Raw genomic sequence first — 22,667 nt, forward strand, 5'->3', positions numbered from 1 at the left:
GATGAAATGGAATTCATTCAAGACACAAGCAGCGATTGCAGCGAGTGCGATGTTATCCACGATCGCAATGGCTAGCCCTGATTTGGGGCAGGCACAACAGCAGGCCACCAACTGGCATGCGATTATTATGTTTGTGATCTTTGTAGGCGGGACCCTGTTTATTACCAAATGGGCGGCCAAACAAACCACAAATACCAAAGATTTCTATACTGCGGGTGGCGGCATTTCTGGTTTTCAGAATGGCCTAGCGATTGCGGGGGACTATATGTCCGCGGCATCCTTCCTCGGCATTTCTGCGATGGTATTTAGCTCAGGCTTTGACGGCTTACTTTATTCCCTCGGTTTTATGGTGGGTTGGCCAATCGTTTTATTTCTAATTGCCGAGCGTCTGCGTAATTTAGGGAAATATAACCTGTCGGATGTTGTGTCGTTCCGTCTGGAAGAAAAGCCAGTACGTACTTTGGCAGCGTTTAGTTCATTAGTGGTTGTAGCATTCTATCTGATTGCACAAATGGTAGGTGCTGGACAGCTAATCAAACTATTATTCGGTTTGAACTATAATATCGCAGTCGTGATTGTGGGCTTACTCATGATGGCCTACGTAATTTTCGGTGGTATGTTAGCGACAACATGGGTACAGATCATCAAAGCAGTACTGTTACTTTCAGGTGCAACTTTCATGGCCTTTATGGTGATGAAAGCAGTGGGCTTTAGCTTCAGTAATATGTTTACTCAAGCGATTGATGTCTATGCCAATGTCCGCAGTATTAGTTTTGAAGAAGCATCCAAAATTATGGGTCCAGGTAAGCTTGCAGCGAATCCAATCGATGCGATTTCTCTTGGATTGGCATTGATGTTTGGTACAGCAGGTTTGCCACATATCTTGATGCGTTTCTTTACTGTAAAAGATGCGAAAGAAGCACGTAAATCGGTTGTAGTTGCGACTGGATTCATTGGTTATTTCTATCTACTTACCTTCATTATTGGTTTTGGCGCGATTCTATTTGTTTCAAACAACCCACAGTTCCTAGATGTTGCCAAAATGGCAATGACAGGCAAACTTGAGTTAATGGGTGGTAACAATATGGCTGCGGTGCATTTAAGTGATGCATTGGGCGGCGACTTGTTCATGGGCTTTATTTCAGCAGTCGCTTTCGCAACGATTCTTGCAGTGGTGGCAGGTTTAACTCTTTCTGGTGCATCAGCAATTTCACATGACTTGTATGCAAACGTCTTTAGAAAAGGTAAAACAACACCTGAGTCTGAATTGCGTATGTCTAAAATTGCAACCATGGGACTTGCTATCTTTGCGATGATTTTGGGCATCTTGTTTGAAAAGCAAAATGTAGCATTCATGGTCGGCCTAGCTTTCTCGGTGGCATGTTGTGCTAACTTCCCAATCCTCGTATTGTCAATGTTCTGGAAAGGTTTAACGACACGCGGTGCAGTCATTGGTGGAGTGGTCGGTTTAACTACTGCTGTAGTGTTAATCATCCTGTCTAAAGCAGTTTGGGTCGATACTCTGAAAATTTCTGACACGCCAATTAACCCATTCAACGGCCCTGCAATTTTTGCAATGCCTTTGTCATTCTTGTGCTGTTGGTTCTTCTCAATTACAGATAACTCCGCCCGTGCAAAAGCAGAACGTAAAGCATTTGATGCTCAATATGTTCGCTCGATGACAGGTGTCGGCATCTCTGGTGCTTCAGATCATTAATATCTGAGATTAAATAAGTTAAAAATTGAAAAAGACTGTCCGAAAGGGCAGTCTTTTATCTTTATGATCGACTATTTCTTGGTATAAACCTGACCATTAACTTGCATTTTCCATTGGCCATTTTCTTTATAGGGCGCATGGTCAACTTTGAAGCTTTTACCCAGTTCACCTTGTCCAATTTCAAAGCTATTATCATCAAATTGAGTAATGGCGGCTTTAATATCAGAATGTTCAGTCAAACTCACTTCACTCTCAGGCGTTTTCTGATCTTGATGTTCATTATGTTTATACGTCACCTGACCATTCTTTTCGATTTTTAAAGTATCAGTACTACTTTGCCAGTTTCCAATATAATCAGGATGTTGTTCAAGCATTGGATTGGTTTTACCACATGCCGTTAACATTAGTGCCAAACCAATACTAAGCACAAGGGAAGCATGTTTCATTCGTTATGACCTTATTGAATTATTTCAGGTTATTATGTGATATGAGGCTGTAACAAGTTGCAATATTTTGATCATTTTCTGTGAAACATTTTTACATAAATGCTCTGTACTCTATATGGTAAGTCAAGAGAATATAAATGGATCTTCAAGCAAAATCTTATTAATAAAACAACAAAAACTATTGGATATTCAGGTCAATGCAAACTTTAAAAGATTTCTGGCAAGGCTTTCGCGTATTACCATCGGCATGGTTGTTACTGGTACAGTTATTTATTTTAATCCTGTCATCTTTGACCAACGATAGCCATTTATCTTACCGTGCAATTAGTTGGGTGTTAGGTGTATTGGCATTACTTATTATTGCAAAAGTGATTCGTCAGTCACCTGCATTTAGTGCTTTGGGATTATTATTTGTTAGTGGCGCACTTTTATTTTCTGTCTTAATTTTATTGGGTTATCGCGAACCATTTATCCAGATTATGGCACATGGATTTGAAAGTCTGGCTTATTTCTATGCAGCCTATGGTTTATTACGTTATATGTTTGCAGACCGTTACCTGACTAAGGATGAACTTTTTGCGGCGGGCGCTGTATTTACCTTACTCGCATGGGGCTTTGCTTTTCTCTATAACATTTGCCAATTGATTGTTCCGACCAGTTTTATTAAACCTGATCATACGGGTTTAAAAAGTTGGCTAGATTTATTGTTTTTAAGCTTTAGTCTTCAATCTGCGACAGGCCTTTCAGATATTATACCTTCTGGCGCAGCAGCCCGAGTCATTGCGATTATCCAGATGTTTGGCGGCGTGATGTATCTGGCGGTCATTGTCTCGCGTCTTATAGCACTTCAGTATATCCGACATATACCAAAACAATCAGAACATAAAGATCAATAAAACTCTGTTACAGCTCTACAACGTTTTTTATGAAAACTCTCCATAGAATATAAAAGCTAAGAGCCAAGTTGCTGTTCTTTAAAGATAAGCATGCTCTTATACATTTTCACTTTGAGTGTTGCCTTCTGTTGTGATCGTGATGATCACGTCTTTATTAAAAAATAATCGGGGGATCTATGCCTTCCAAAACGCCATCTTGGATGAGTAATATCAATCCAAATGTGTTTTTTAGTACACTTGCAATCATTGCGATTTTTCTCGCAATTGTCATTATTGCACCTAATTCATTTGAGTTATTGACTCAGCAGCTTAAAGACTGGATTACCGTGTCGTTTAGCTGGTTTTATGTTTTGTCTGTTGCTCTTTTTCTAATTTTATTGATTGTGATTGCTTGTTCGTCAAGCGGTAAAATTAAATTAGGCCCTGATCATAGTCAACCTGAATACAGTAATAGTTCTTGGTTTGCCATGCTGTTTACAGCAGGAATGGGCATTGGTCTGATGTTCTTTGGTGTAGCAGAACCAATCATGCATTACGTCACGCCTCCGACAGGAGAACCTGAAACGATTCTTGCTGCACAGCAGGCAATGCGAGTTACATTTTTTCATTGGGGCTTACATGCATGGGGAATTTATGCGATCGTGGCATTGTCACTAGCATACTTTGCCTATCGACATAATCTTCCTCTAAAAATTCGTTCTTCACTCTATCCATTAATTGGCAAGAAAATTTATGGGCCAGCAGGGGACGCGGTCGATACTTTTGCAACCATTGGAACAATTTTTGGTGTCGCCACTACGCTTGGGTTTGGGGTGACTCAAATCGGTTCAGGGTTGAACTATTTATTTGGTTTGGAAACATCAGCAACTTCACAAGTGATTCTGATTATTGCCGTAAGTGCTATGGCAGGGTTGTCAGTAGGTTTTGGTCTGGATAAAGGTATTAAACGACTTGCAGAACTTAATTTGGTCTTAGCACTGATTTTATTGCTATTTGTATTTTTTGCCAGTTCGACCATTTATTTACTACAAACCACAATTCAAAATGCTGGTCAGTATATTTCCAATCTTTTTGGCATGACCTTCAACCTCTATGCGTATCAACCTACAGGTTGGATTGGAGGATGGACGATCATGTATTGGGCATGGTGGATTTCATGGTCTCCTTTTGTTGGAATGTTTATTGCGCGTGTCTCTAAGGGGCGAACCATTCGTGAATTTATTATTGGTGTTTTGTTTATTCCGACTGGTTTTACTTTAATCTGGATGGGCTTTATGGGAAATGCGGGCTTGTATAGCGTATTACATGAAGGCAATACTGGGTTACTTAGTGCCATTCAAGGCGATTCATCAGTTGCTTTGTTTGAGTTTTTAGCAACTTTACCTTTCTCTGGTGTGATGAGTTCATTGGCAACCATTCTGGTGATCTTATTTTTTGTGACTTCGGCTGATTCTGGCGCATTGGTGGTCGATTATTTAACTGCTAAATCCGATGATTCACCTGTATGGCAACGTTTGTTCTGGATTGTGGTGATGGCAGCGCTGGCTATTATTTTATTATTGGCAGGAGGTTTGACGGCATTACAATCTGCAACCATCATGAGTGCATTGCCTTTTACTGTGATCATGTTATTGATTTGTTGGGGGTTAATAAAAGCCTTAAGAATTGATAGTACTAAAATGCAAGCGATTCAGGAGGCAAGGACTACGCCACGTGCGATTCAAAATCCAAGAAGTTGGCAGCAGCGTCTGGGTTTAATTATGCATTATCCACATAGTAAGCACGAGGTAGATGATTATATTCAAACGACTGTTAAGAGAGCATTTGAAAGTATCCAGAAAGAATTTAAACGTCGACATCTGAGCGCAAAGATTGAAGATACTGAAAATGGTCTAGTACTTAAAGTCGATCATCATGATGAAATCAACTTTATCTATAATGTGGTTTCACGTGAAACAGTACCGCCAAGTTTCATGGTAGATCAGTCTGATGCGAACGAGGTCGATGAGTATTTTCAAGCGGAAGTCTTTTTGCGTGAAGGCGGACAGAATTATGATGTCATGGACTGGACGCAGGAAGATCTGATACAGGATATTATTGACCAATATGAACGTCATTTATATTTTTTAAATATTGTTAGAACCACATAAATAAAAAGAGGACTCAAATGGAGTCCTCTTTTTTTAGCAAAATTCAGATCAATTAGAAACGAACTTTTGCATTTAAACCGATGGTTTGAGTATCAAGGTCAGAACCTTTTACATCAGCTTTTAGATAAGATGCACCTACAGCAACTGCTGGAGTAATGAAGTAATCTACATGACCACCCCAAGCTTGTTTAAAGCGACCTAGATCATCACCTTTGATGTTAGCTTCACCATCATTACCGATAAATGTTGCACCAACACTAAGTTTTGGTGTTAGGTAAAGATCAGATTTTAAACCGTATTGATTTTCCTGACCAAATGCACCCGCAACTTCAAAACCAAAAGCCATATTTGTACCGTCGATTGGACCCACGTATTTAGCACGTGCAGTAATCGCATCTTGGTCGTCCTGAATCGCCGCAGTTTGATTCACTGCCGAGTAGATACCATTGTTCATGATGCCAAACGTATCTAGAGAAAACTGATCTGCAACGCTGGTATAACCAACTGCCATCAAGAAGTTAGGAAGCAACATTGCACCGACTTCTAATGCATAACGATCGCCGTGGTCATCACGAGAGATGGCATTTTTACCATCAGCATCTGTGTGGTTGTACGATACGCTGGTGTAAACAGGAACATAAGGTGTTGGAAGATAAGCTTCACCTTTTGCACCATAAGTACCAATATGATAGTTGATACCATCTTTCTCATCGTATTGCTGATAGCTATAACCAAGAGAGATGCTAGATGCTTGATTTAAAAATGCGGCTTCAGCTAAAGGACCTTTAGACGCATCAACATCTTTCAAATAGAATGTACCGTTAAGGTCACCTGTAAAGTTTTTATCATTTGCCGTTGTATCTACAAATTCAGATTGACCCTGAACTTCAACTTGATACGCTTGCGCACCGGTCATGGCTAAAAGTAAAGCAGTGGCTAAACCGAGTTTTTTCATAGTAGTTTCCAGCATTAACAAGAAAATTAAGCTGCCGTCATTGTATTGTAACAAAATATGAAGTCAATCATGGAAAAGATGAACGTACATAACGCACTAATCATGTTTAAGTGGTTGATTAAAAAGTGTTCATTTGAAATAAAATATGTCAACCTGAAAAAAATACCTTTTTTACAACTAGCTATCATGAAAAAAAAGCAATCGTAGCTATCATCTAGCATAAAAAATAATCACCTTTTTAATTGGAAAAAATAATTAATTTAATAAGAATTATCGATAAAAAATCTGTTATTGTTTTATTGTTAATTCATTTATATGTGATTTGAGTATCATTTGTTGGATTAAAAATTAATTTAGTCGCAAATTTTGAATATTAAAAATTAGGATGTTCAATTAAAAAAATAAAATGGTCAGAAAGTTAACATTCAGAATAAAGAAGTGTGATGTCTTATGTAAAGAATGGTAAAAATCATGAAAAAAACATACTATTTTCCAGAAATGCGCTTTACACCGAGTAATTTTATTTAGATAATAGCTTTATCAAATCTTGACTATTTCGCTAGGATTTAGTTATAGATTCTCCATCGAAATTGTATTGAAAAGTTTTATGTTTTATATGCCCAGCTTTCCCCAAGGTTGGGCTTTTTTTTATTTAATGGATTTAAGCCAGTATCGATAAGATATCGACACGTCAAAATATAAGATAAAAAAAACCCAACCGATAAGAGAGTGGTTGGGTCGAAAAGGATGTTAGTTGGGAGAAACATCCTTGAGGAAGTTACTCAATCTATTAGTTAAGAATAACTGTTGAATATGTGTTAATTATGAATTTAGATTTATAATCTGTAAAATTGATTGTTTTAATTTTATCAATTGGTTTATCCTATAATTGTTTGGTTTTAATCTATCGACTTAAATCTAAGACAAGATTGAAAGTGATGTAAACATTCTCATATGCAAATAAAGCTTTCAAATATGAATTTTTTGAAAAATCAAAAAATTAACACTTAGTTTTCATAACCTTGCTTATATTAGATATTAGTTGGGTTTTAAGCTAATATGATCAATTAGATCGAAAATAATACAGTTGATTTATGGATCGAGACACAATGGGGAGTTGTACCCAAACATGCCAAAGTTAGGTCTGAGGTCTATTCGTCAGCGTTTATTTATGTTTATGTCGATGATTATTTTATCATTACTGTGTATTTGTTTTCCTCTAATGATCAATAGTTATCAGGCATTACAGGCTGCAAAACAAGATTTAATCGGGATTCAATCTTTAAAATTATTGGTTCATACCGCGAATCAAATTTCAAGAGAGAGAGCCTTTGCGAATAAATTGATGTCGAGTCCTTATGCAAATCAAGCTTTGCATCGGCAAGCCTTAGATCTTTATCGACAAGGTGTGGATCAAGATATTCGTGAAAATGTGATTTTGCTGAGAGCGCTTGGTCAGTATCAGGTTGCAGATCGGTTACAGCAAAACATGATGCGAGATCTAAAAATAGCACGTGATCTGGTCGATGATTATGCGTTACTTCCTGACATTTCACGTACATCGGTTCAATATGACCATGCTGTTCAGGCCATGTTTGCAGCTTGGGATAGTTATCGTGAAATTTTGCGAGCATTTGTTGTTCAAAGAAATAGTGTTGATAGTCAGCTTTCTGACTATATCACTATGATTTTATTATTATCAGATTTACGAGATCAGGCAGGTCGAGTTGCATCTAATATTATTGCATCTGTCAGTTTTAATGAAACAATTCCCGATATGAATCGGGCACGTTCATTACAAACCCAGTATCAGGCGTTATATCTCTGGAATTTAATAGATACTTTACAGCCGCAATATGCGAAAACTCCAGAATATGAAAAACTCCATCAACAGTTAAAGTATGAGTTCCTAGGGCAAGGTGTGGGGTTTGTTTCGCAACTTTTAGATGAAAGTCGTCGTCATGATGCTTATTCGATGACTGGCACACAATTGACAGAAAGTATTGTGAATAAATTTACGCCAGTGGTCAATTTACAGAAATATCTTTTGGATATAAGTGTAAAAGTTGCAGAGGGACGTAAGGAAAAAGCTGAACGACAGTTTATTCTGACCTTACTATTGTCTTTTTTGTCCGTTGCAGTCGCATTATTTACGATGCATTATGCGCAAAAACGAATTATTCACCCATTAATTCAAGCAAAAGAGCAAATTCTTGAACTTTCAGATGGTGTTGCTGATGGGAATGATCGCCATGAAAATAAAAAAAATGAATTTGCTTTATTGTTTAGTGCAATTAAAAAACTACAACGTATGTTGCAGCAGCGTGATGCACTTGAATTTCAGTTACGCAACATTGCCAATACAGATGCGTTAACAGGCGTTTCTAATCGACTGGCATTAGATGATTATTTAGTTATTTTGTCACAGCATCCAAAGACCTTATCTCAATTATGCCTAATGATTATTGATATTGATAATTTTAAAGGAGTAAATGATGAGTATGGTCATATTGTCGGGGATCAAGTGATTAAACTGGTGGCTGAAATTCTAAAAGCATCAGTACGCAACTCCGATTTAATTGTTCGTTATGGTGGCGATGAATTTTTGGTGTTGGTCGAGGAAGTTTCGTTTGAACATGCTTTAAATCTTGCCGAAAAAATTAGATTTAGACTTAGTCAGAAAGCGATTGAGATTCAAAATTTTGAATTACCTCTTTATGTCTCTACCAGTATTGGTGTGGCAGTTGGCGCGGATAATTGGTTGGCATTGTTTCAAAAGGCAGATCAAGCTTTGTTGAGGGCTAAAGCCAAAGGTAAAAATGTGGTGGAGGGTTAAGTTTTTTGATATTAACTAATTGATATTTTACTAAATTATTGCTTATATCATTATTTGTTTACAAAGTGTTTTGGAATAATATGAACCTTATTGAAAAAGAAAAAAGACTAAAAGATTTGATAGAACACAATATAAAAAATGAGCAAGTTGGTACTGCGATAGCCATTACAGGGTCTTGGGGAGTGGGTAAAACATTCTTTTGGAAAAAATTCTTAGATAAACAATTAAGTGAGGAACGAATTTTTAAAAAGGATAATGTTTTTAATCGTAAATATGCTTATGTGTCGTTATTTGGATTAGAGTCTTTAAGTGATGTAAAGACTCACATCTATAGCAGTATTGAAAGCTATCATTCATCAATTGAAGTTCCAAAATGGATTAAAAGCTTACCATCGATTTTTAAAGATACCCGAATTGCGCAGCTAGGAATTAATGCCCCAGTTAAACTCATTGATAGTTTGATGTTTGCTCAAGTTAAAGATGCCATTATTTGTTTTGATGATTTCGAGCGGTTGTCGAATAAATTAGATATTAAAGATGTGATGGGACTAGCAAACTATTTGAAACTTGAAAAAAATTGTCAGGTTATTTTGATTTTAGATGAAGATAAAGCTGAGAGTGATAATAAGCAGAAGTATGCAAACTATAAAGAAAAATTAGTTGACGATGTAATCATTATTAACTCTGTTGAACCTTTAATTCGTGCAAATACGCAGGGTATAGATGATTCACTTGTTGAATTGATGATTAAATTTGCAGAGGAATTGGAAATCCATAATTTTCGTTTTTTTCAAAAAGTGATCAAATTATATCGAGAATTTAGGAGTAAATTGCCAGAAAATGTGGCTGATTCAACAAAAGAAATAATTTTAGTAAGAATTTTACAAGGTTTTTTGATTGTGGATTCTGGGAATAAATATGAAGTTACATGGGATGATTTCAATATTAGAAATTCAGCTAAAAATTTAATAAATAAAAAGCATTCTCCTGATCAGGAGAAAAATGAAAACATAATTTTAAGTAAGCTTAAAAAAATTTCCTATTCATTTGTAATAGATGATTTGTGGGCTATCGAGTTTAGAAAATGGTTTGATCAACTAGGTGAGTTAGATTTTACTCTATTAAATGATTTAGCAAACTCTATGTTGATTTCAGAAAAAAATAATGAAATTAAGGAAGATTTTCATAGATGTTTTAAAGATTTTTGGGGGCTTCAAGTCGATAAAAATTTTCCAGACATGTTTTATGAAAAAACTAAACGAGTTGTCGGTTTAGAGAATTTAGGTAATCTAAGTTTTGCTTTACAAGTATTGGGTTTATTTGCAAAAGATGTCACTCCTTTAGAGCAAGAGATTATTGATTGGATGAGAGGAGAAATGAAGAAAGACATATTTACCTTTCGTTTGCATGATATTTTTGGGGAAGTAAGACCCATATTTAAACAGTTTATTGAAAATTATAAATTAGACGTAGAGAAATTCCCTAATTTAATTGATGCAATTTTTAATATTTATGTTAGACAAGGATGGAATAATAAAGACGAATTGGCAGTGAAGAAAGCAAGTAAAGAAGACTGGAGAAAATTTTTATTTGAAGAAATATCACTAGATTTACGATTTGACTCAATGAGTAGTAGTTATATTGTGAAAGAAGTATTACAACGAGAAAAAAACACTGCATCAGACCAACCAATTCGTAATATAATTACTGAAATTTATAATGAAAAAGCACAAGCTGATGCGTTCTACAAGAATTATATGAATTTTCTTATTTCTAGATTAGATAGCTAAAATGGGCTCTTACGAGCCCAGAAAAATTATTTCAACATCGGCTTCAAAAAACGTCCAGTATGTGAAATCTCAACTTCTGCCACTTGTTCAGGCGTCCCTTCGGCAATAATTTGACCGCCGCCAGAACCCCCTTCTGGGCCTAAGTCGATAATCCAGTCTGCGGTTTTAATCACGTCTAGATTATGCTCAATCACCACAATAGTATTACCTTTGTTACGCAGCTCATGCAGAATGTCCAGAAGCTTGGCAATATCATGGAAATGCAGCCCTGTAGTGGGTTCATCCAGTACATAGAGAGTTTTACCCGTATCACGCTTGGCTAGCTCACGTGCCAGTTTAACCCGTTGTGCCTCACCACCTGAAAGTGTGGTCGCTGCCTGACCTAAACGAATATAACCTAAGCCCACTTGAGTCAGTGTTTCCAAACGGCGGTGAATTACAGGAATGGCATTAAAAAATTCTGCGCCATCTTCGACTGTCATCTCTAAAACATCAGAAATATTTTTACCTTTATAGGTCACTTCCAACGTTTCACGATTATAGCGTTTACCATGACAGGCATCGCATGGCACATACATGTCAGGTAAAAAGTGCATCGCCACTTTAATCATGCCATCGCCTTCACATACTTCACAGCGACCGCCTTTGACATTAAATGAAAAACGTCCTGCGGCATAACCACGTGCTTTTGCTTCAGGCGTTTGCGCAAATAATTCACGAATTGGGGTAAATAAACCTGTATAAGTCGCAGGATTCGAGCGCGGTGTACGACCAATTGGACTCTGATCGATATCCACGACTTTATCCAGATGTTGCAACCCATCAATCGAATCAAATTTTTCTGCGGTGAGTGTGGTTGCACCATTCAATTGTGTTGCGGCTAATGGCAACAAAGTACGGTTAATTAAGGTAGATTTACCTGAACCTGAAACCCCTGTGACACAGGTCATGATGCCTAAGGGAATGGTCAGATCGACATTTTTCAGGTTATGACCTGCTGCGCCAGAAAGCTTGATTTTCTGATCAGGTGTAGGTGATTGTAAGCGTTGCTTTGGAACTTCAATTTTTAAAGCGCCTGATAAATATTGACCTGTCAGAGAGTCAGCATGATTTGCTAACTCTTCATAGGTTCCTTCGGCAATAATTTCGCCACCATGTATACCAGCGCCTGGGCCAATATCAATAATATGATCGGCAGCACGAATCGCATCTTCATCATGCTCAACCACAAGAACGGTATTGCCTAAATCACGCAAGCGAATCAGGGTTTGTAGTAAACGATCATTATCCCGTTGATGCAGACCAATAGAGGGTTCATCCAGTACGTACATCACGCCCATTAAACCAGCGCCAATTTGTGAGGCGAGACGAATACGCTGCGCTTCACCACCTGAAAGTGTTTCGGCTGAACGTGCCAAACTCAAATAATTCAGTCCTACACTGACCAAAAAGTGTAAGCGCTCACGAATTTCTTTAAAAATTTTATCGGCAATTTCACCTTTGGCACCGTCAAGATTTAAGTCCTGATAATAGCTTTCTGCATCGCCAATCGACATGCTAGTGATGTCAGCAATGGTTTTATCTTTCACTTTGACATGGCGTGAAATTTCATTCAGACGTGAACCACCACAAGCATCGCAGGCGGCATTGGATAAATATTGTGCCAAGTCGTCACGAACATAATTACTTTCAGTTTCCCGATAACGACGTTCTAAATGAGTAATCACACCTTCAAATGGAATCACACGATTATGCCGGCGACCACGTTCATCGATATAACTCAGATCAATTTTTTCTTTGCCTGTGCCATATAAAAATTTCTTTTGTGTATCTTTATCCAGTTTATTCCACGGTTCATCCAGTGAGTAGGCAAAATGTTCAGCCACTTTTTGCAACATCGAATAATAATATGGACGTTGACGATCCCAACCACGAATTGCCCCCTGATTTAAAGATAAATCAGGACTTGGAATTAGTTTCTCTGCACTAAAATGACTGCGTGTTCCCAAACCATCACAGACAGGGCAGGCACCAAATGGATTGTTAAACGAGAACATACGCGGTTCAAGTTCAGCGACTGCACGATCACATTCTGGGCATGAATGTTTTGCAGAAAATACACGATCAGGTTGTTCAGATTTCATCCATGATAAAATTGCCAGATCACCGCCTAAACGCAAGGCAGTTTCAAAGGATTCCGCAATCCGATTCCCCAGATCATCACGGACTTTAAAGCGATCTACGACCACTTCAATGGTATGTTTTTTCTTTTTATCTAGTTCTGGCGGGCTATCAATATCAATAATCTCACCATCGACACGTGCGCGGACAAAACCCTGACCTTGTAACTGTTCAAACAATTGTGAATATTCACCTTTACGTTCACGTACCACTGGCGCAAGCAGCATTAAAGCAGTGCCTTCTTCTAATGCTTTAACTGCATCGACCATTTCAGACACGGTTTGCGCGACCATTGGCAAATCATGTTCAGGACAATAAGGCGTACCGACACGGGCATAGAGCAAACGTAAATAGTCATAAATTTCGGTAATGGTTCCCACCGTTGAGCGTGGGTTGTGACTGGTGGATTTTTGTTCAATTGCAATTGCAGGACTTAACCCTTCAATGGCATCGACATCAGGCTTTTCCATTTGTGATAAAAACTGACGTGCATAGGCCGACAGTGACTCTACATAACGACGCTGACCTTCGGCGTATAAGGTATCAAAGGCTAAAGAGGATTTACCTGAGCCTGAGAGTCCCGTAATCACCACAAACTTATCGCGTGGAATATCGAGAGACACGTTTTTTAAGTTATGGGTACGTGCACCTCGAATACGGATATGACTTTGGCTCATAAAATGATCCTGAAATGAATGAGAAAAACTTATATATGATAGCGCATGAAAAATGTTCAAGCATGAAATTTACCATTTTATGCGTCAATTTGTGTCGGCTGAAACCAAATACAATAAAACTTTTATACAGTCGGGGAGAAATTCAGCTATAGTTAAGTTCTAAAATTGAACTTGATTAAAAAATAGGATAGCGACCATGATTGGTAAAATTCTAATCGCATTCATTGCACTGCTGCACATTTATATCTTGGTGCTAGAAATGTTTTTGTGGGATAAGCCTTATGGACTCAAGGCATTTGGGAATACTCTGGAAAAAGCACAACTGACCAAAGTCTTGGCACAAAATCAGGGGCTTTATAATGGTTTTCTAGCAGCAGGACTGATTTGGTCACTGTTTGCTCCTGCAAGTTATGCTTTGCCTCTCGCAACTTTCTTCTTAGGCTGTGTTTTGGTTGCTGGCATTTATGGGGGATTAACGGCGAGCCGAAAGATTATTTATATTCAGGCTGTTCCTGCATTGCTCGGATTACTGGCTGTGTACTTATTATAAAAATCTTATGAAAACTTGACCAAGCGAATAAAAAAAAAGCACAACTTAAGCTGTGCTTTGGAGTCAATTGGGAGACAGTTTTTGTAATTGTTGTTTTTTAGCAAGCCATTGCAAAATCACGTTCAAAAATAGACTCGACTTGTTCAAAGGCAATGCGTTTCGGTTGATTATGTTGCGAAAAAGAATAATGGATGACTTGAGCTTCAAGTTGTGACAGTAATTGTTCATAATCTTGCTCAAAATGCTCTATATCCATAAGATCCATGCGCTGAGGATGATTACAATTATATTTGGCAATAAAACCCAGCATCAGTTTTTGAATTTTACGATTAGTAAAATAAATTAGATATGTCGCTGCTGAACCACAATGTAAGCAGCCCTTATTGATATAAATTTCTTCATTTGTAAACCAACATTGACGCAGGGTAATCATTGCGTTCATCGCTTCACTACCTTGAGTTTCTATAAGCATCATGTTCTCCCACACCCGTGTGCTATATAAGTATTCAAGCTATAATAAATGATAATCATTATCAAATAAGAATGCTTGAATTTATCTGAAATTGCAAGCTGAATTTTTAAAAAGCATGAGATTACTTTTATACGATCAGTTGTAGGCTTCTATTTTGTAAAGAAAAGGTGTAAGTTCGGTGTCATTGTTCAAGCGCTATTGTTTTCATGTTTGCTTTATTTTTTAAATGCACGTTGGGTGCAGCAGTTGTGATACTCATTTCATTATTGTCTAAAAGTCGTTCTTTTTATATTGCGGGTTTAGTACCTTTATTTCCAACATTTGCACTGATTGCCCATGTTATTGTATTTGGACAGCAAGGCGCTGAAGCATTACGCAAAACAGCACTGTTTGGTTTATGGTCACTGATTCCATACGCCATTTATTTGGGGATGGTGTATTACCTTGCAGATCGCGTATCGATTAGCATGTGTTTAAGTTTCGCAACATTGGCTTGGGTATTGGCTGCGGCGATTTTGTTATACGGCTGGACGTCTTTTTATAACTAAGATTGTGGCAAAGTTAAAATATTTTGAAGTGAAGAGTGAAAATGATTGTTAGAACGTGGCATGGTTGTGTACCGTTGAAACATGCACAAGGTTTTGCATTACATTTAGAAGAAACAGGAGTAAATCACGCCCGTCAAATAACAGGTAATCAGGGTGCTTTTGTCAAACAGGTGATTCAGGCAGAATGGGCGCATTTTTTTCTTGCAACATATTGGGATGATCTTGCATCTGTTAAAGCATTTGCGGGTGAAGACTATCAAATTGCGGTTACTTATGCAGATGATGAGCAGTATGAACTAATTTCTGATCCTTATGTTTTTCATCATACAGTAAATACCCAAACTGTACTTTAAGTTGAGCATTGAATCGGATTCATTCAAAACTAATCCGATTCAATTGATTTTAGTCTGTTAGCCCCATCCATTGCCGTTGCTGATAAGCACTATCCCAAAACAACCATTCTAGTTTTGCACCCATAGTATAGGCTGCATGCATTTTGGCTTTGGTGTCATCATCACAACGAGCAGCGACTTTATCGACAGTGGCAATCACATTACGCACAGCAGTGTGAAACTCTTCTCCCGAATAAGTGTCAATCCAAGCCTGATATGGATTATTCACAACCGTTTTTTCTACGATATCTTTACCGACTTCCGCATAAATCCAGAAACAAGGTAACAACGCGGCTAAAACCACTGGATAACTTTCAGACCAAGCTGTCGCGGTTAAAAATGAAATATAGTGATGACAGGCAAGTGTCAGCGGCGTGCTTTCAAATTGTTGCTTGCTAATGTCAAAATGCTGCATAAAGTCATTGTGTAAACTGCGTTCTACGATAATTGCAATTTTGGCAGCCTCAGCGAACTGAATCACATCATCTGCATCAAAAGCCTTTGCTGCGGCAATAGCCAAAGCACGACCATAGGCAAGCAAATAATGTGCATCCTGAATCACATAATGACAAAAAGCATCGGTAGATAATGTTCCTGATGCAAGCTCCTGATTAAAAGGGAGGTTTAACGTTTTTTGATAAAGCTCAATATTATTTTGCCAAAGTTCTTGGGTAAAACTCATTTGTTTTGCTCTAAAGGTAAAAGATCATCTGCCCAGACTATAACAAAATTTTGTATTGGTTAGGTCGTAGAGATACTTTATTAATTTTGCCTTAAGATTTTACTAAAAAGTGATAAAAGTCATCTGCAAGCCTTAGTAAAACGCGCATAATATGCAGCGAAATCCTAATTTTAATATTTTTGATTCAGGTCGTTCATGAAGCATTTCCGTTTTTCCATTTTTTTTACCGTGATTTGTTTGGCTTTGTCTGCATATTGGGGATATACCCATGGCCCAGAAGCGGGCATTTCTACGATGTTTAAAGCCTTAACTATTACTGCGATTTTGGCCGTGATGGAAGTATCTTTATCTTTTGATAATGCCGTGGTGAACGCTTCAGTTTTACGCAACTGGGATCATTTCTGGAAAATGATATTCTTAACCATTGGTATTTTGGTTGCCGTATTTGGTATGCGTCTGATTTTTCCAATCGTCATTGTGGCGGTCACTGCCGATATGGGGATGTTGGAAGTAGTACAAATGGCATTGAACGATCCTGCGACTTATTCACAGCGTTTGATGGAACATCATCCTGAAATTGCAGCCTTTGGTGGTACGTTCTTGTTGATGGTCTTTCTAAATTTCTTTTTTGATGATGGTAAAGACACCCATTGGTTTAGATGGTTAGAATCCAAGCTCTCGCATTTGGCCAGTGTTCCTGCGATGTCGGTATTTATTGCACTTATTGCCTTGCTTATCATGTCAGCACAAGTGGCAGATGAAAAACGTCTGGTCGTCACAATGGCAGGGATCTGGGGCTTAGTGATTTATATTGGGGTACAAGTACTCAGTCACTTACTAGGCGGTGAACCAGAAGTAGATGAAGAAGGCAATGCAGTCAAACATGATGAAAATGGTGCAGTGACGGGCGTGGTAAAAGCTGGTTTCGGTGGATTTTTATATCTTGAAGTTTTAGATGCTTCGTTTAGTTTTGATGGCGTGATCGGTGCATTTGCGATTACCAGTGATGTCGTAATTATTATGCTTGGCTTGGCCATTGGTGCGATCTTTGTGCGTTCCATGACGATTTATTTGGTGGAAAAAGGAACGCTGGATGCTTATATTTTCCTTGAGCATGGCGCACATTACGCGATTGGGGCTTTAGCATTTATTATGCTTGCCAGTGGCACGGGTGTACATGTCCCAGAAGTAGTCACAGGCTTAATTGGGGTCGCATTTATTGTTTGGGCCGTGATTGCATCGATTCAATATCGCAAGCACCAACCATCGAGTTAAGCAAATATTCAGTCTAATGAACTAAATTAGCAGGGTGTTTTTACACCTTGCTTTGTTTTATGTTCACAAGAAATTGAAGGAATGTAGCGAAGTTTTGATGTGAATACCCTATAATTTGTACAGGTTAAATTCAGCGTAATAAGATGATGAATGCTATAGAACGTCGCTCAACTTTTGCATTAAGCAGCATTTTTGCTTTGCGAATGTTGGGATTGTTCATGATTATCCCCGTGTTTTCTATTGCAGGTCAGTCTTACCAATATGCAACACCTGCGTTGATTGGCTTGGCTGTTGGTGTTTATGGTTTAAGTCAGGCAATTTTGCAAATTCCATTTAGTCTTTGGGCTGATCGTTTTAGTCGTAAACCTCTCATTATTTTAGGACTAGTACTTTTTGCACTGGGTGGTGCAATTGCCGCAATGTCTCATACCATTTATGGCGTGATTATTGGGCGTGCTATTGCAGGTGCAGGTGCAGTTTCAGCAGTTGTAATGGCACTTCTGGCCGATGTTACTCGTGAAGAACAGCGTACTAAAGCTATGGCAGTCATGGGCATGAGTATTGGTTTGTCCTTTGTCGTGGCATTTAGTTTGGGGCCATGGCTCACCAGTAAGGTAGGCATTTCAGGTTTGTTCTGGGTCACGACCATTATGGGAATTGCAGCCATTTTTATGTTGCTGCTCGTACCGAAAGTCACTCGGCATCACCGTAATTTTCGACAAGGTTATCTGGCACAGCTTAAACAAGTGATCCAGATGAGCGATTTAAATCGACTGCATGTTTCGGTTTTTTCACTGCATTTATTGCTGACAGCAATGTTTATTTACGTGCCATCGCAGTTAATCGAGTTTGCCAATATTCCACTGGCAAAACATGGCATGGTGTACTTACCGCTTTTAGTGATTAGTCTGTTTTTTGCATTTCCAAGCATTATCATTGCTGAAAAATATCGGAAAATGCGCGGAATTTTTCTGACTGCAATTTTTGGCATTATTGCGGGTTTATTGATTTTAATTTTTGGCTACGAATCAAAATATATTCTGTTATTAGGGCTAGGTTTATTTTTTATTGCCTTCAATGTCATGGAGGCACTATTACCCTCATGGTTATCTAAGTCCGCACCGCTTCAATCTAAAGCAACTGCTATGGGCATTAATGCCAGTAGCCAGTTTTTAGGGGCATTTTTTGGTGGGGTATTGGGGGGACAACTTTTAATGTTACATAATACGTCGTTAGGTTGGAGTATTTTAGCGGGCATTGCTATGATTTGGCTGCTGATTAGTTTTGGTCTGGCACAGCCACGATATTTATCTTCGATTGTATTACCTTTACCTGAGTTAAAACAAACAGATGAATGGACTTCAAAACTATTGGCGATTCGTGGTATTGAAGAAGTCGTTGTGATGGCTGAGCAAAAAGTAGCGTATATAAAAGTTGATAAACAGATCATTGATGATGCTGCGCGACAACATTTAACGCACTTGATAGGCTCAGAGGTAGCCATTTGAGCATAACTCTTATAAAGTAAAACACAGAAATACATAGGAAGAAATTAGCTAATGCGTGGTGTGAATAAAGTAATTTTAGTTGGTACTTTAGGACGTGATCCAGAAACCAAAACTTTTCCAAATGGGGGCTCTTTGACCCAGTTCTCGATTGCGACCAGTGAATCTTGGACAGATAAAAATACGGGTGAGCGTAAAGAGCAAACCGAATGGCATCGTATTGTATTGCATAATCGTTTAGGGGAAATTGCACAGCAATATTTGCGTAAAGGTTCAAAAGTTTATATTGAGGGTTCTTTGCGTACTCGCCAATGGACAGATCAAAACGGACAGGAACGTTACACCACTGAAATTCGTGGTGAGCAAATGCAGATGCTAGATTCTCGTCAACAAGGTGATCAAGCAATGGGCGGCGGTAATGATTTTAATCAGCCACGCTTTAATAACAATGCACCTCAGCAGTCTGGTTATGGTCAAAATAATAATGGCTTTAACCAAGGTGGTGGTTATGGTAATGCAGGCAATAATAATCCTGGTGGTTTTGCACCGAAGGCACCTGCGGCACCAGCACCTACCGATCTAGATGATGATCTACCGTTCTAGTACACCCTAGAGAGATAATTTTTAACTTATCTTGATAGATATTAAGCCTCACTAGTTTGCTAGTGGGGCTTTTTAATTTTATTTGAGAATAATGATATAAACTGATTATCCTAATAATAAAACGATCTTTTCCGTTATCTTTCTTACATCACGGTCTGAAAACGCATAACATGATGTATTACCAGTATTATTATTTGAGATTAAAGCTATCGCTTCGTTTTTGCTAAAAATAGGGATAGTCATGTCTAGAAATCATTGATATTTCGTATCAAATATCAATGTTCGTGTTCATAATAAGACATTGATTAGTTTCATCAAATAAATGCCACGATCAAAAAAATAAAGGAAAGCCTCATGCCTGATGCAGTAAAAATGCAACGAGTCATGGCGATGACCATCGCTGCTTTTGGCGCGATAGTGAGTAGTACTTTCCCTTTGTCTATTATTTTTGCGCAGCAAGATATTGCGGGAGCGTTTGCAGTCACATCGCAAGAAGTGGGTTGGGTCGTCACGCTATATAATGTTGGACAAATATTAGGATTACCCATTGCCTTTTTATTGTCAGGTGCTGTTGGTCGCCGCCGTGCCATGATGATTGCAGGAATGGGTTTCATTTTGAGTTCGTTACTCATTGTGACTATCCATAATTTTCAAGTGATGTTGTTTTTACGGGTCATGCATGGTTTTTTTGCAGGCATGCTGCCAATCTTGATGTTTATTATCCTGTTTTCTACCCACCCCGCAGGTTTAATTCGGACTCGTGGTTTAACCTATTTTGCTTTAGCTACTGCGATTGGAATTGGGGTTTCGGCGTGGTTAGGCAGTCTTTTTCTATATAGTGAAAATTGGCATTTGCTGTTTATTATTCCTGCTTTGGGAATTGTGGCTTATGTTATTTTGGCCAATTTTTTATTTAAGGAAGATCCTATCCGTCTGGAAGCGTTTAAGCTGTTTGACTGGGTGGGTTATTTACTGATCTCTGTGGGGCTAAGCTTAATTGTGATGGCTTTGTCAGAGGGGGAGCGACATTTCTGGTTTGAAGCATGGTGGATCACGGCTAGTTTTCTGGCAGGATTTCTGTTTATGGGCTTTGCCATTGTACATTTTATGAGGTATGACGCTGCGTTATTTAAGCTTACCCTGTTTTATAAACCATTTAGCTATGCACTTATTTTTCAGGTGATTTTTCGCTTTGGTTCATTGTTTATTATCTGGGTGATTCCGCAGTTTCTGATTCAGCTTTCAGGCTTTCGGATTGAACAGATTGCCGAAGTGTTGTGGCCTTTTTCTGTTGGGACACTGATTGGCGTCATGACGGCATATTATCTGAGTCCACGTCTTGACCAGAGAATGATTATGTCGCTCGCATTATGTATTTTGGCGTTTAGTTCACTGTATTGTAGTTTTTCCACCTCGCAGTGGGCAATTCACGATTTTCTATGGCCTATTTTTGTTGCGGGTCTGGGACAAGGATTATTTTCACTGGCCACCTTACATCTGGTGTTGTATGACATTATTCCTACTGAAGGCCCAACTTGCGGTATTGGTTTTAACTATGCACGTGTGATTGGACTGGTTGGCGGAATTGGTGTACTGAATCATTTTATTAATGAACGTGAAAAGCTACATTCTGCCATGATGGGAGAGGCGGTACATTTACAAAATGAGCAGACATTGTCGATGTTAGAAACGATTCGTCAGAGTTTAGGTGCTGTTTTTACAGATCCATCCAGCTTAAATGCAGCTAGCTATGCACAGTTGAATCAGCATATACGGATTCAGGCATTTGCCCTGTCCTATAATGATGCTTTTTTACTGGTGTTTTTCATCTTATTCATCGCATCTGCTTGTGTATGGGTGTTCCCATACAGTAAAGCCGTGCACTAATTTTGCTGAGATAAATTCATGACCACAGAAACTATTCAATCTAAAAGACCGTTTCGTCCATGGCTGCGTGTTGTGATTGCTTTAGTGGTCATGTTTGCGCTATTTGCTGCGGTTTATTATGTTTATTTTTATTGGAGTGTCAGTAAAAATTCGCAGTCCTCTGACAATGCTTATGTCAAAGGAGATCTGACTTATATTGCCAATAAAGTCAGTGGTTATGTAACCAAAGTCAATGTTTCGGATAATCAACATGTGCAGGCAGGTCAAGTCTTGGCAGAAATTGATGCAACGGATTATCAGTCTGCGGTAGATCAGGCACAAGCCAAAATATTGGAAATTGAAGCCAGTCAACATGAGCTTGAAGAAAAAATTAAACTGGCTCAAGATCAGGTTGAAATTTCCCGAGCAGAAATCGCGGTGTCCAAAGCAGCACAGCTTCGTGCTGATAATCATCTAAAACGAACTAAAGAGCTCGCGGCCATAGGGGGTATGAGTAAAAGTGAATATGACAAAGCTGTTGAAGATACGGTTAGTGAAGCCACCAGTGTTAATGTATCTAACATTAAAATTAAAGAAGCACAGCAAAATATTGAGGTATTGAAAGCCCAAAGTGTATCGTTAAAAGCTTCTTTGGTTGCTGCTAAAGCGAATCTTGCTCAAACTCAAAATAATTTATCTGCAACCAAACTGGTTGCTCCGCGTGAAGGTACAGTCGTATCGCGTAAAGTGCGTGAAGGTGAATTTGTGAGTGTAGGAAAAAATTTAATTGTAGTGGCACCTGCTACGCAACTTTGGATTGAAGCGAACTTAAAGGAGACCCAATTATCAAAGTTGACTGCAGGCGATCGGGTCGAATTTAGTCTGGATGCAATACCACACCAAACGTTCTGCGGAAAGATTGATAGCATTTCACGTAGTAGTGGCGCAGAGCTAGCGTTATTACCTGCGGATAATGCGACAGGAAATTTTACTAAAATTGTACGCCGTTTTCCTGTAAAAATAAGTTTTGACCCACAGCAAAAGGGTCTGGAAAAAATTGCGATTGGGATGTCGGCGATTGTTAATCTGGAAGCTTATACAGCCAATAAAACTTGCCCATCTTGAG

At 38.5% G+C, this 22,667-nt stretch carries 18 protein-coding genes; 13 read left to right on the forward strand and 5 right to left on the reverse strand.

The features are described from left to right. Position 1: 1 nt before the first annotated feature. Complete coding sequence (locus A7A69_RS14205; RefSeq protein ID WP_120369945.1) at positions 2–1,717, forward strand: cation acetate symporter; 1,716 nt, start codon at positions 2–4, stop codon at positions 1,715–1,717. A 71-nt stretch (positions 1,718–1,788) separates the two neighbouring features. Here A7A69_RS14205 and A7A69_RS14210 read toward each other — a convergent pair whose 3' ends face one another. Then, entirely contained in the window at positions 1,789–2,163 is a 375-nt protein-coding gene (locus tag A7A69_RS14210; RefSeq protein ID WP_120369814.1) for a hypothetical protein, read from the reverse strand. Between the two features lie 197 nt (positions 2,164–2,360). On the opposite strand from A7A69_RS14210, the gene A7A69_RS14215 reads away from it, so the two are divergent. After that, positions 2,361–3,059, forward strand: coding sequence for an ion channel (locus tag A7A69_RS14215; protein WP_120369813.1), 699 nt, complete (start codon positions 2,361–2,363; stop codon positions 3,057–3,059). Between the two features lie 176 nt (positions 3,060–3,235). Beyond that, positions 3,236–5,209, forward strand: coding sequence for a BCCT family transporter (locus A7A69_RS14220; protein WP_152878223.1), 1,974 nt, complete (start codon positions 3,236–3,238; stop codon positions 5,207–5,209). A gap of 52 nt (positions 5,210–5,261) precedes the next feature. Here A7A69_RS14220 and omp33-36 read toward each other — a convergent pair whose 3' ends face one another. Further along, complete coding sequence (gene omp33-36, locus A7A69_RS14225; RefSeq protein WP_120369811.1) at positions 5,262–6,164, reverse strand: porin Omp33-36; 903 nt, start codon at positions 6,162–6,164, stop codon at positions 5,262–5,264. Positions 6,165–7,293: 1,129 nt separating this feature from the next. On the opposite strand from omp33-36, the gene A7A69_RS14230 reads away from it, so the two are divergent. Next, the gene (locus A7A69_RS14230) at positions 7,294–9,000 is read left to right on the forward strand and encodes a GGDEF domain-containing protein (RefSeq protein WP_152878225.1); all 1,707 of its coding nucleotides are present in this window, start codon (positions 7,294–7,296) and stop codon (positions 8,998–9,000) included. Between the two features lie 80 nt (positions 9,001–9,080). Continuing rightward, complete coding sequence (locus A7A69_RS14235; RefSeq protein WP_152878227.1) at positions 9,081–10,790, forward strand: KAP family P-loop domain protein; 1,710 nt, start codon at positions 9,081–9,083, stop codon at positions 10,788–10,790. A 26-nt stretch (positions 10,791–10,816) separates the two neighbouring features. On the opposite strand, the gene uvrA is transcribed toward A7A69_RS14235, so the two are convergent. Then, on the reverse strand, positions 10,817–13,648 hold the full coding sequence (gene uvrA, locus A7A69_RS14240) for an excinuclease ABC subunit UvrA (protein WP_152878229.1): 2,832 nt from the start codon (positions 13,646–13,648) through the stop codon (positions 10,817–10,819). 196 nt (positions 13,649–13,844) lie between these two features. On the opposite strand from uvrA, the gene A7A69_RS14245 reads away from it, so the two are divergent. Continuing rightward, on the forward strand, positions 13,845–14,198 hold the full coding sequence (locus A7A69_RS14245) for a DUF1304 domain-containing protein (protein WP_151979907.1): 354 nt from the start codon (positions 13,845–13,847) through the stop codon (positions 14,196–14,198). 97 nt (positions 14,199–14,295) lie between these two features. On the opposite strand, the gene A7A69_RS14250 is transcribed toward A7A69_RS14245, so the two are convergent. Continuing rightward, positions 14,296–14,670: a hypothetical protein gene (locus tag A7A69_RS14250; protein ID WP_152878231.1), complete on the reverse strand. Its 375-nt coding sequence runs from the start codon at positions 14,668–14,670 to the stop codon at positions 14,296–14,298. 206 nt (positions 14,671–14,876) lie between these two features. Between A7A69_RS14250 and A7A69_RS14255 the strand changes: the two genes are divergently transcribed. Further along, a complete protein-coding gene (locus A7A69_RS14255; RefSeq protein WP_120370085.1) occupies positions 14,877–15,218 on the forward strand; it encodes a GlpM family protein in 342 nt (113 codons plus the stop codon). A gap of 41 nt (positions 15,219–15,259) precedes the next feature. Then, positions 15,260–15,571, forward strand: a complete 312-nt coding sequence (locus A7A69_RS14260; protein ID WP_119686845.1) for a hypothetical protein — start codon at positions 15,260–15,262, stop codon at positions 15,569–15,571. Between the two features lie 49 nt (positions 15,572–15,620). On the opposite strand, the gene tenA is transcribed toward A7A69_RS14260, so the two are convergent. Further along, positions 15,621–16,292: a thiaminase II gene (gene tenA, locus A7A69_RS14265; RefSeq protein WP_152878233.1), complete on the reverse strand. Its 672-nt coding sequence runs from the start codon at positions 16,290–16,292 to the stop codon at positions 15,621–15,623. 195 nt (positions 16,293–16,487) lie between these two features. Between tenA and A7A69_RS14270 the strand changes: the two genes are divergently transcribed. From A7A69_RS14270 to A7A69_RS14290, 5 genes are all read left to right on the forward strand, one after another. Next, complete coding sequence (locus A7A69_RS14270; protein ID WP_120370088.1) at positions 16,488–17,567, forward strand: DUF475 domain-containing protein; 1,080 nt, start codon at positions 16,488–16,490, stop codon at positions 17,565–17,567. Positions 17,568–17,710: 143 nt separating this feature from the next. After that, the gene (locus tag A7A69_RS14275) at positions 17,711–19,075 is read left to right on the forward strand and encodes an MFS transporter (RefSeq protein WP_120370089.1); all 1,365 of its coding nucleotides are present in this window, start codon (positions 17,711–17,713) and stop codon (positions 19,073–19,075) included. Positions 19,076–19,126: 51 nt separating this feature from the next. Beyond that, a complete protein-coding gene (ssb, locus tag A7A69_RS14280) occupies positions 19,127–19,675 on the forward strand; it encodes a single-stranded DNA-binding protein (protein WP_120370090.1) in 549 nt (182 codons plus the stop codon). Between the two features lie 354 nt (positions 19,676–20,029). Beyond that, entirely contained in the window at positions 20,030–21,562 is a 1,533-nt protein-coding gene (locus tag A7A69_RS14285; RefSeq protein ID WP_152878235.1) for an MFS transporter, read from the forward strand. An 18-nt stretch (positions 21,563–21,580) separates the two neighbouring features. After that, complete coding sequence (locus tag A7A69_RS14290) at positions 21,581–22,666, forward strand: HlyD family secretion protein (protein WP_152878237.1); 1,086 nt, start codon at positions 21,581–21,583, stop codon at positions 22,664–22,666. The last annotated feature ends 1 nt before the right edge of the window (position 22,667 follow it).

Origin of the sequence: Acinetobacter guerrae, assembly GCF_009372255.1 — a bacterium.
Classification (GTDB): Bacteria; Pseudomonadota; Gammaproteobacteria; order Pseudomonadales; family Moraxellaceae; genus Acinetobacter; species Acinetobacter guerrae.

Excerpts from the sequence above, each read along its gene's own strand:
- A7A69_RS14205 (WP_120369945.1), top strand. The coding sequence starts at position 2 with ATGAAATGGAATTCATTCAAGACACAAGCAGCGATTGCAGCGAGTGCG.
- A7A69_RS14220 (WP_152878223.1), top strand. The coding sequence starts at position 3,236 with ATGCCTTCCAAAACGCCATCTTGGATGAGTAATATCAATCCAAATGTG.
- A7A69_RS14250 (WP_152878231.1), bottom strand. The coding sequence starts at position 14,670 with ATGCTTATAGAAACTCAAGGTAGTGAAGCGATGAACGCAATGATTACC.
- A7A69_RS14260 (WP_119686845.1), top strand. The coding sequence starts at position 15,260 with ATGATTGTTAGAACGTGGCATGGTTGTGTACCGTTGAAACATGCACAA.
- tenA (WP_152878233.1), bottom strand. The coding sequence starts at position 16,292 with ATGAGTTTTACCCAAGAACTTTGGCAAAATAATATTGAGCTTTATCAA.
- A7A69_RS14275 (WP_120370089.1), top strand. The coding sequence starts at position 17,711 with ATGATGAATGCTATAGAACGTCGCTCAACTTTTGCATTAAGCAGCATT.
- A7A69_RS14210 (WP_120369814.1), bottom strand. The coding sequence starts at position 2,163 with ATGAAACATGCTTCCCTTGTGCTTAGTATTGGTTTGGCACTAATGTTA.
- uvrA (WP_152878229.1), bottom strand. The coding sequence starts at position 13,648 with ATGAGCCAAAGTCATATCCGTATTCGAGGTGCACGTACCCATAACTTA.
- omp33-36 (WP_120369811.1), bottom strand. The coding sequence starts at position 6,164 with ATGAAAAAACTCGGTTTAGCCACTGCTTTACTTTTAGCCATGACCGGT.
- A7A69_RS14290 (WP_152878237.1), top strand. The coding sequence starts at position 21,581 with ATGACCACAGAAACTATTCAATCTAAAAGACCGTTTCGTCCATGGCTG.
- A7A69_RS14235 (WP_152878227.1), top strand. The coding sequence starts at position 9,081 with ATGAACCTTATTGAAAAAGAAAAAAGACTAAAAGATTTGATAGAACAC.
- A7A69_RS14255 (WP_120370085.1), top strand. The coding sequence starts at position 14,877 with ATGTTTGCTTTATTTTTTAAATGCACGTTGGGTGCAGCAGTTGTGATA.
- A7A69_RS14285 (WP_152878235.1), top strand. The coding sequence starts at position 20,030 with ATGCCTGATGCAGTAAAAATGCAACGAGTCATGGCGATGACCATCGCT.
- ssb (WP_120370090.1), top strand. The coding sequence starts at position 19,127 with ATGCGTGGTGTGAATAAAGTAATTTTAGTTGGTACTTTAGGACGTGAT.
- A7A69_RS14230 (WP_152878225.1), top strand. The coding sequence starts at position 7,294 with ATGCCAAAGTTAGGTCTGAGGTCTATTCGTCAGCGTTTATTTATGTTT.
- A7A69_RS14215 (WP_120369813.1), top strand. The coding sequence starts at position 2,361 with ATGCAAACTTTAAAAGATTTCTGGCAAGGCTTTCGCGTATTACCATCG.
- A7A69_RS14270 (WP_120370088.1), top strand. The coding sequence starts at position 16,488 with ATGAAGCATTTCCGTTTTTCCATTTTTTTTACCGTGATTTGTTTGGCT.
- A7A69_RS14245 (WP_151979907.1), top strand. The coding sequence starts at position 13,845 with ATGATTGGTAAAATTCTAATCGCATTCATTGCACTGCTGCACATTTAT.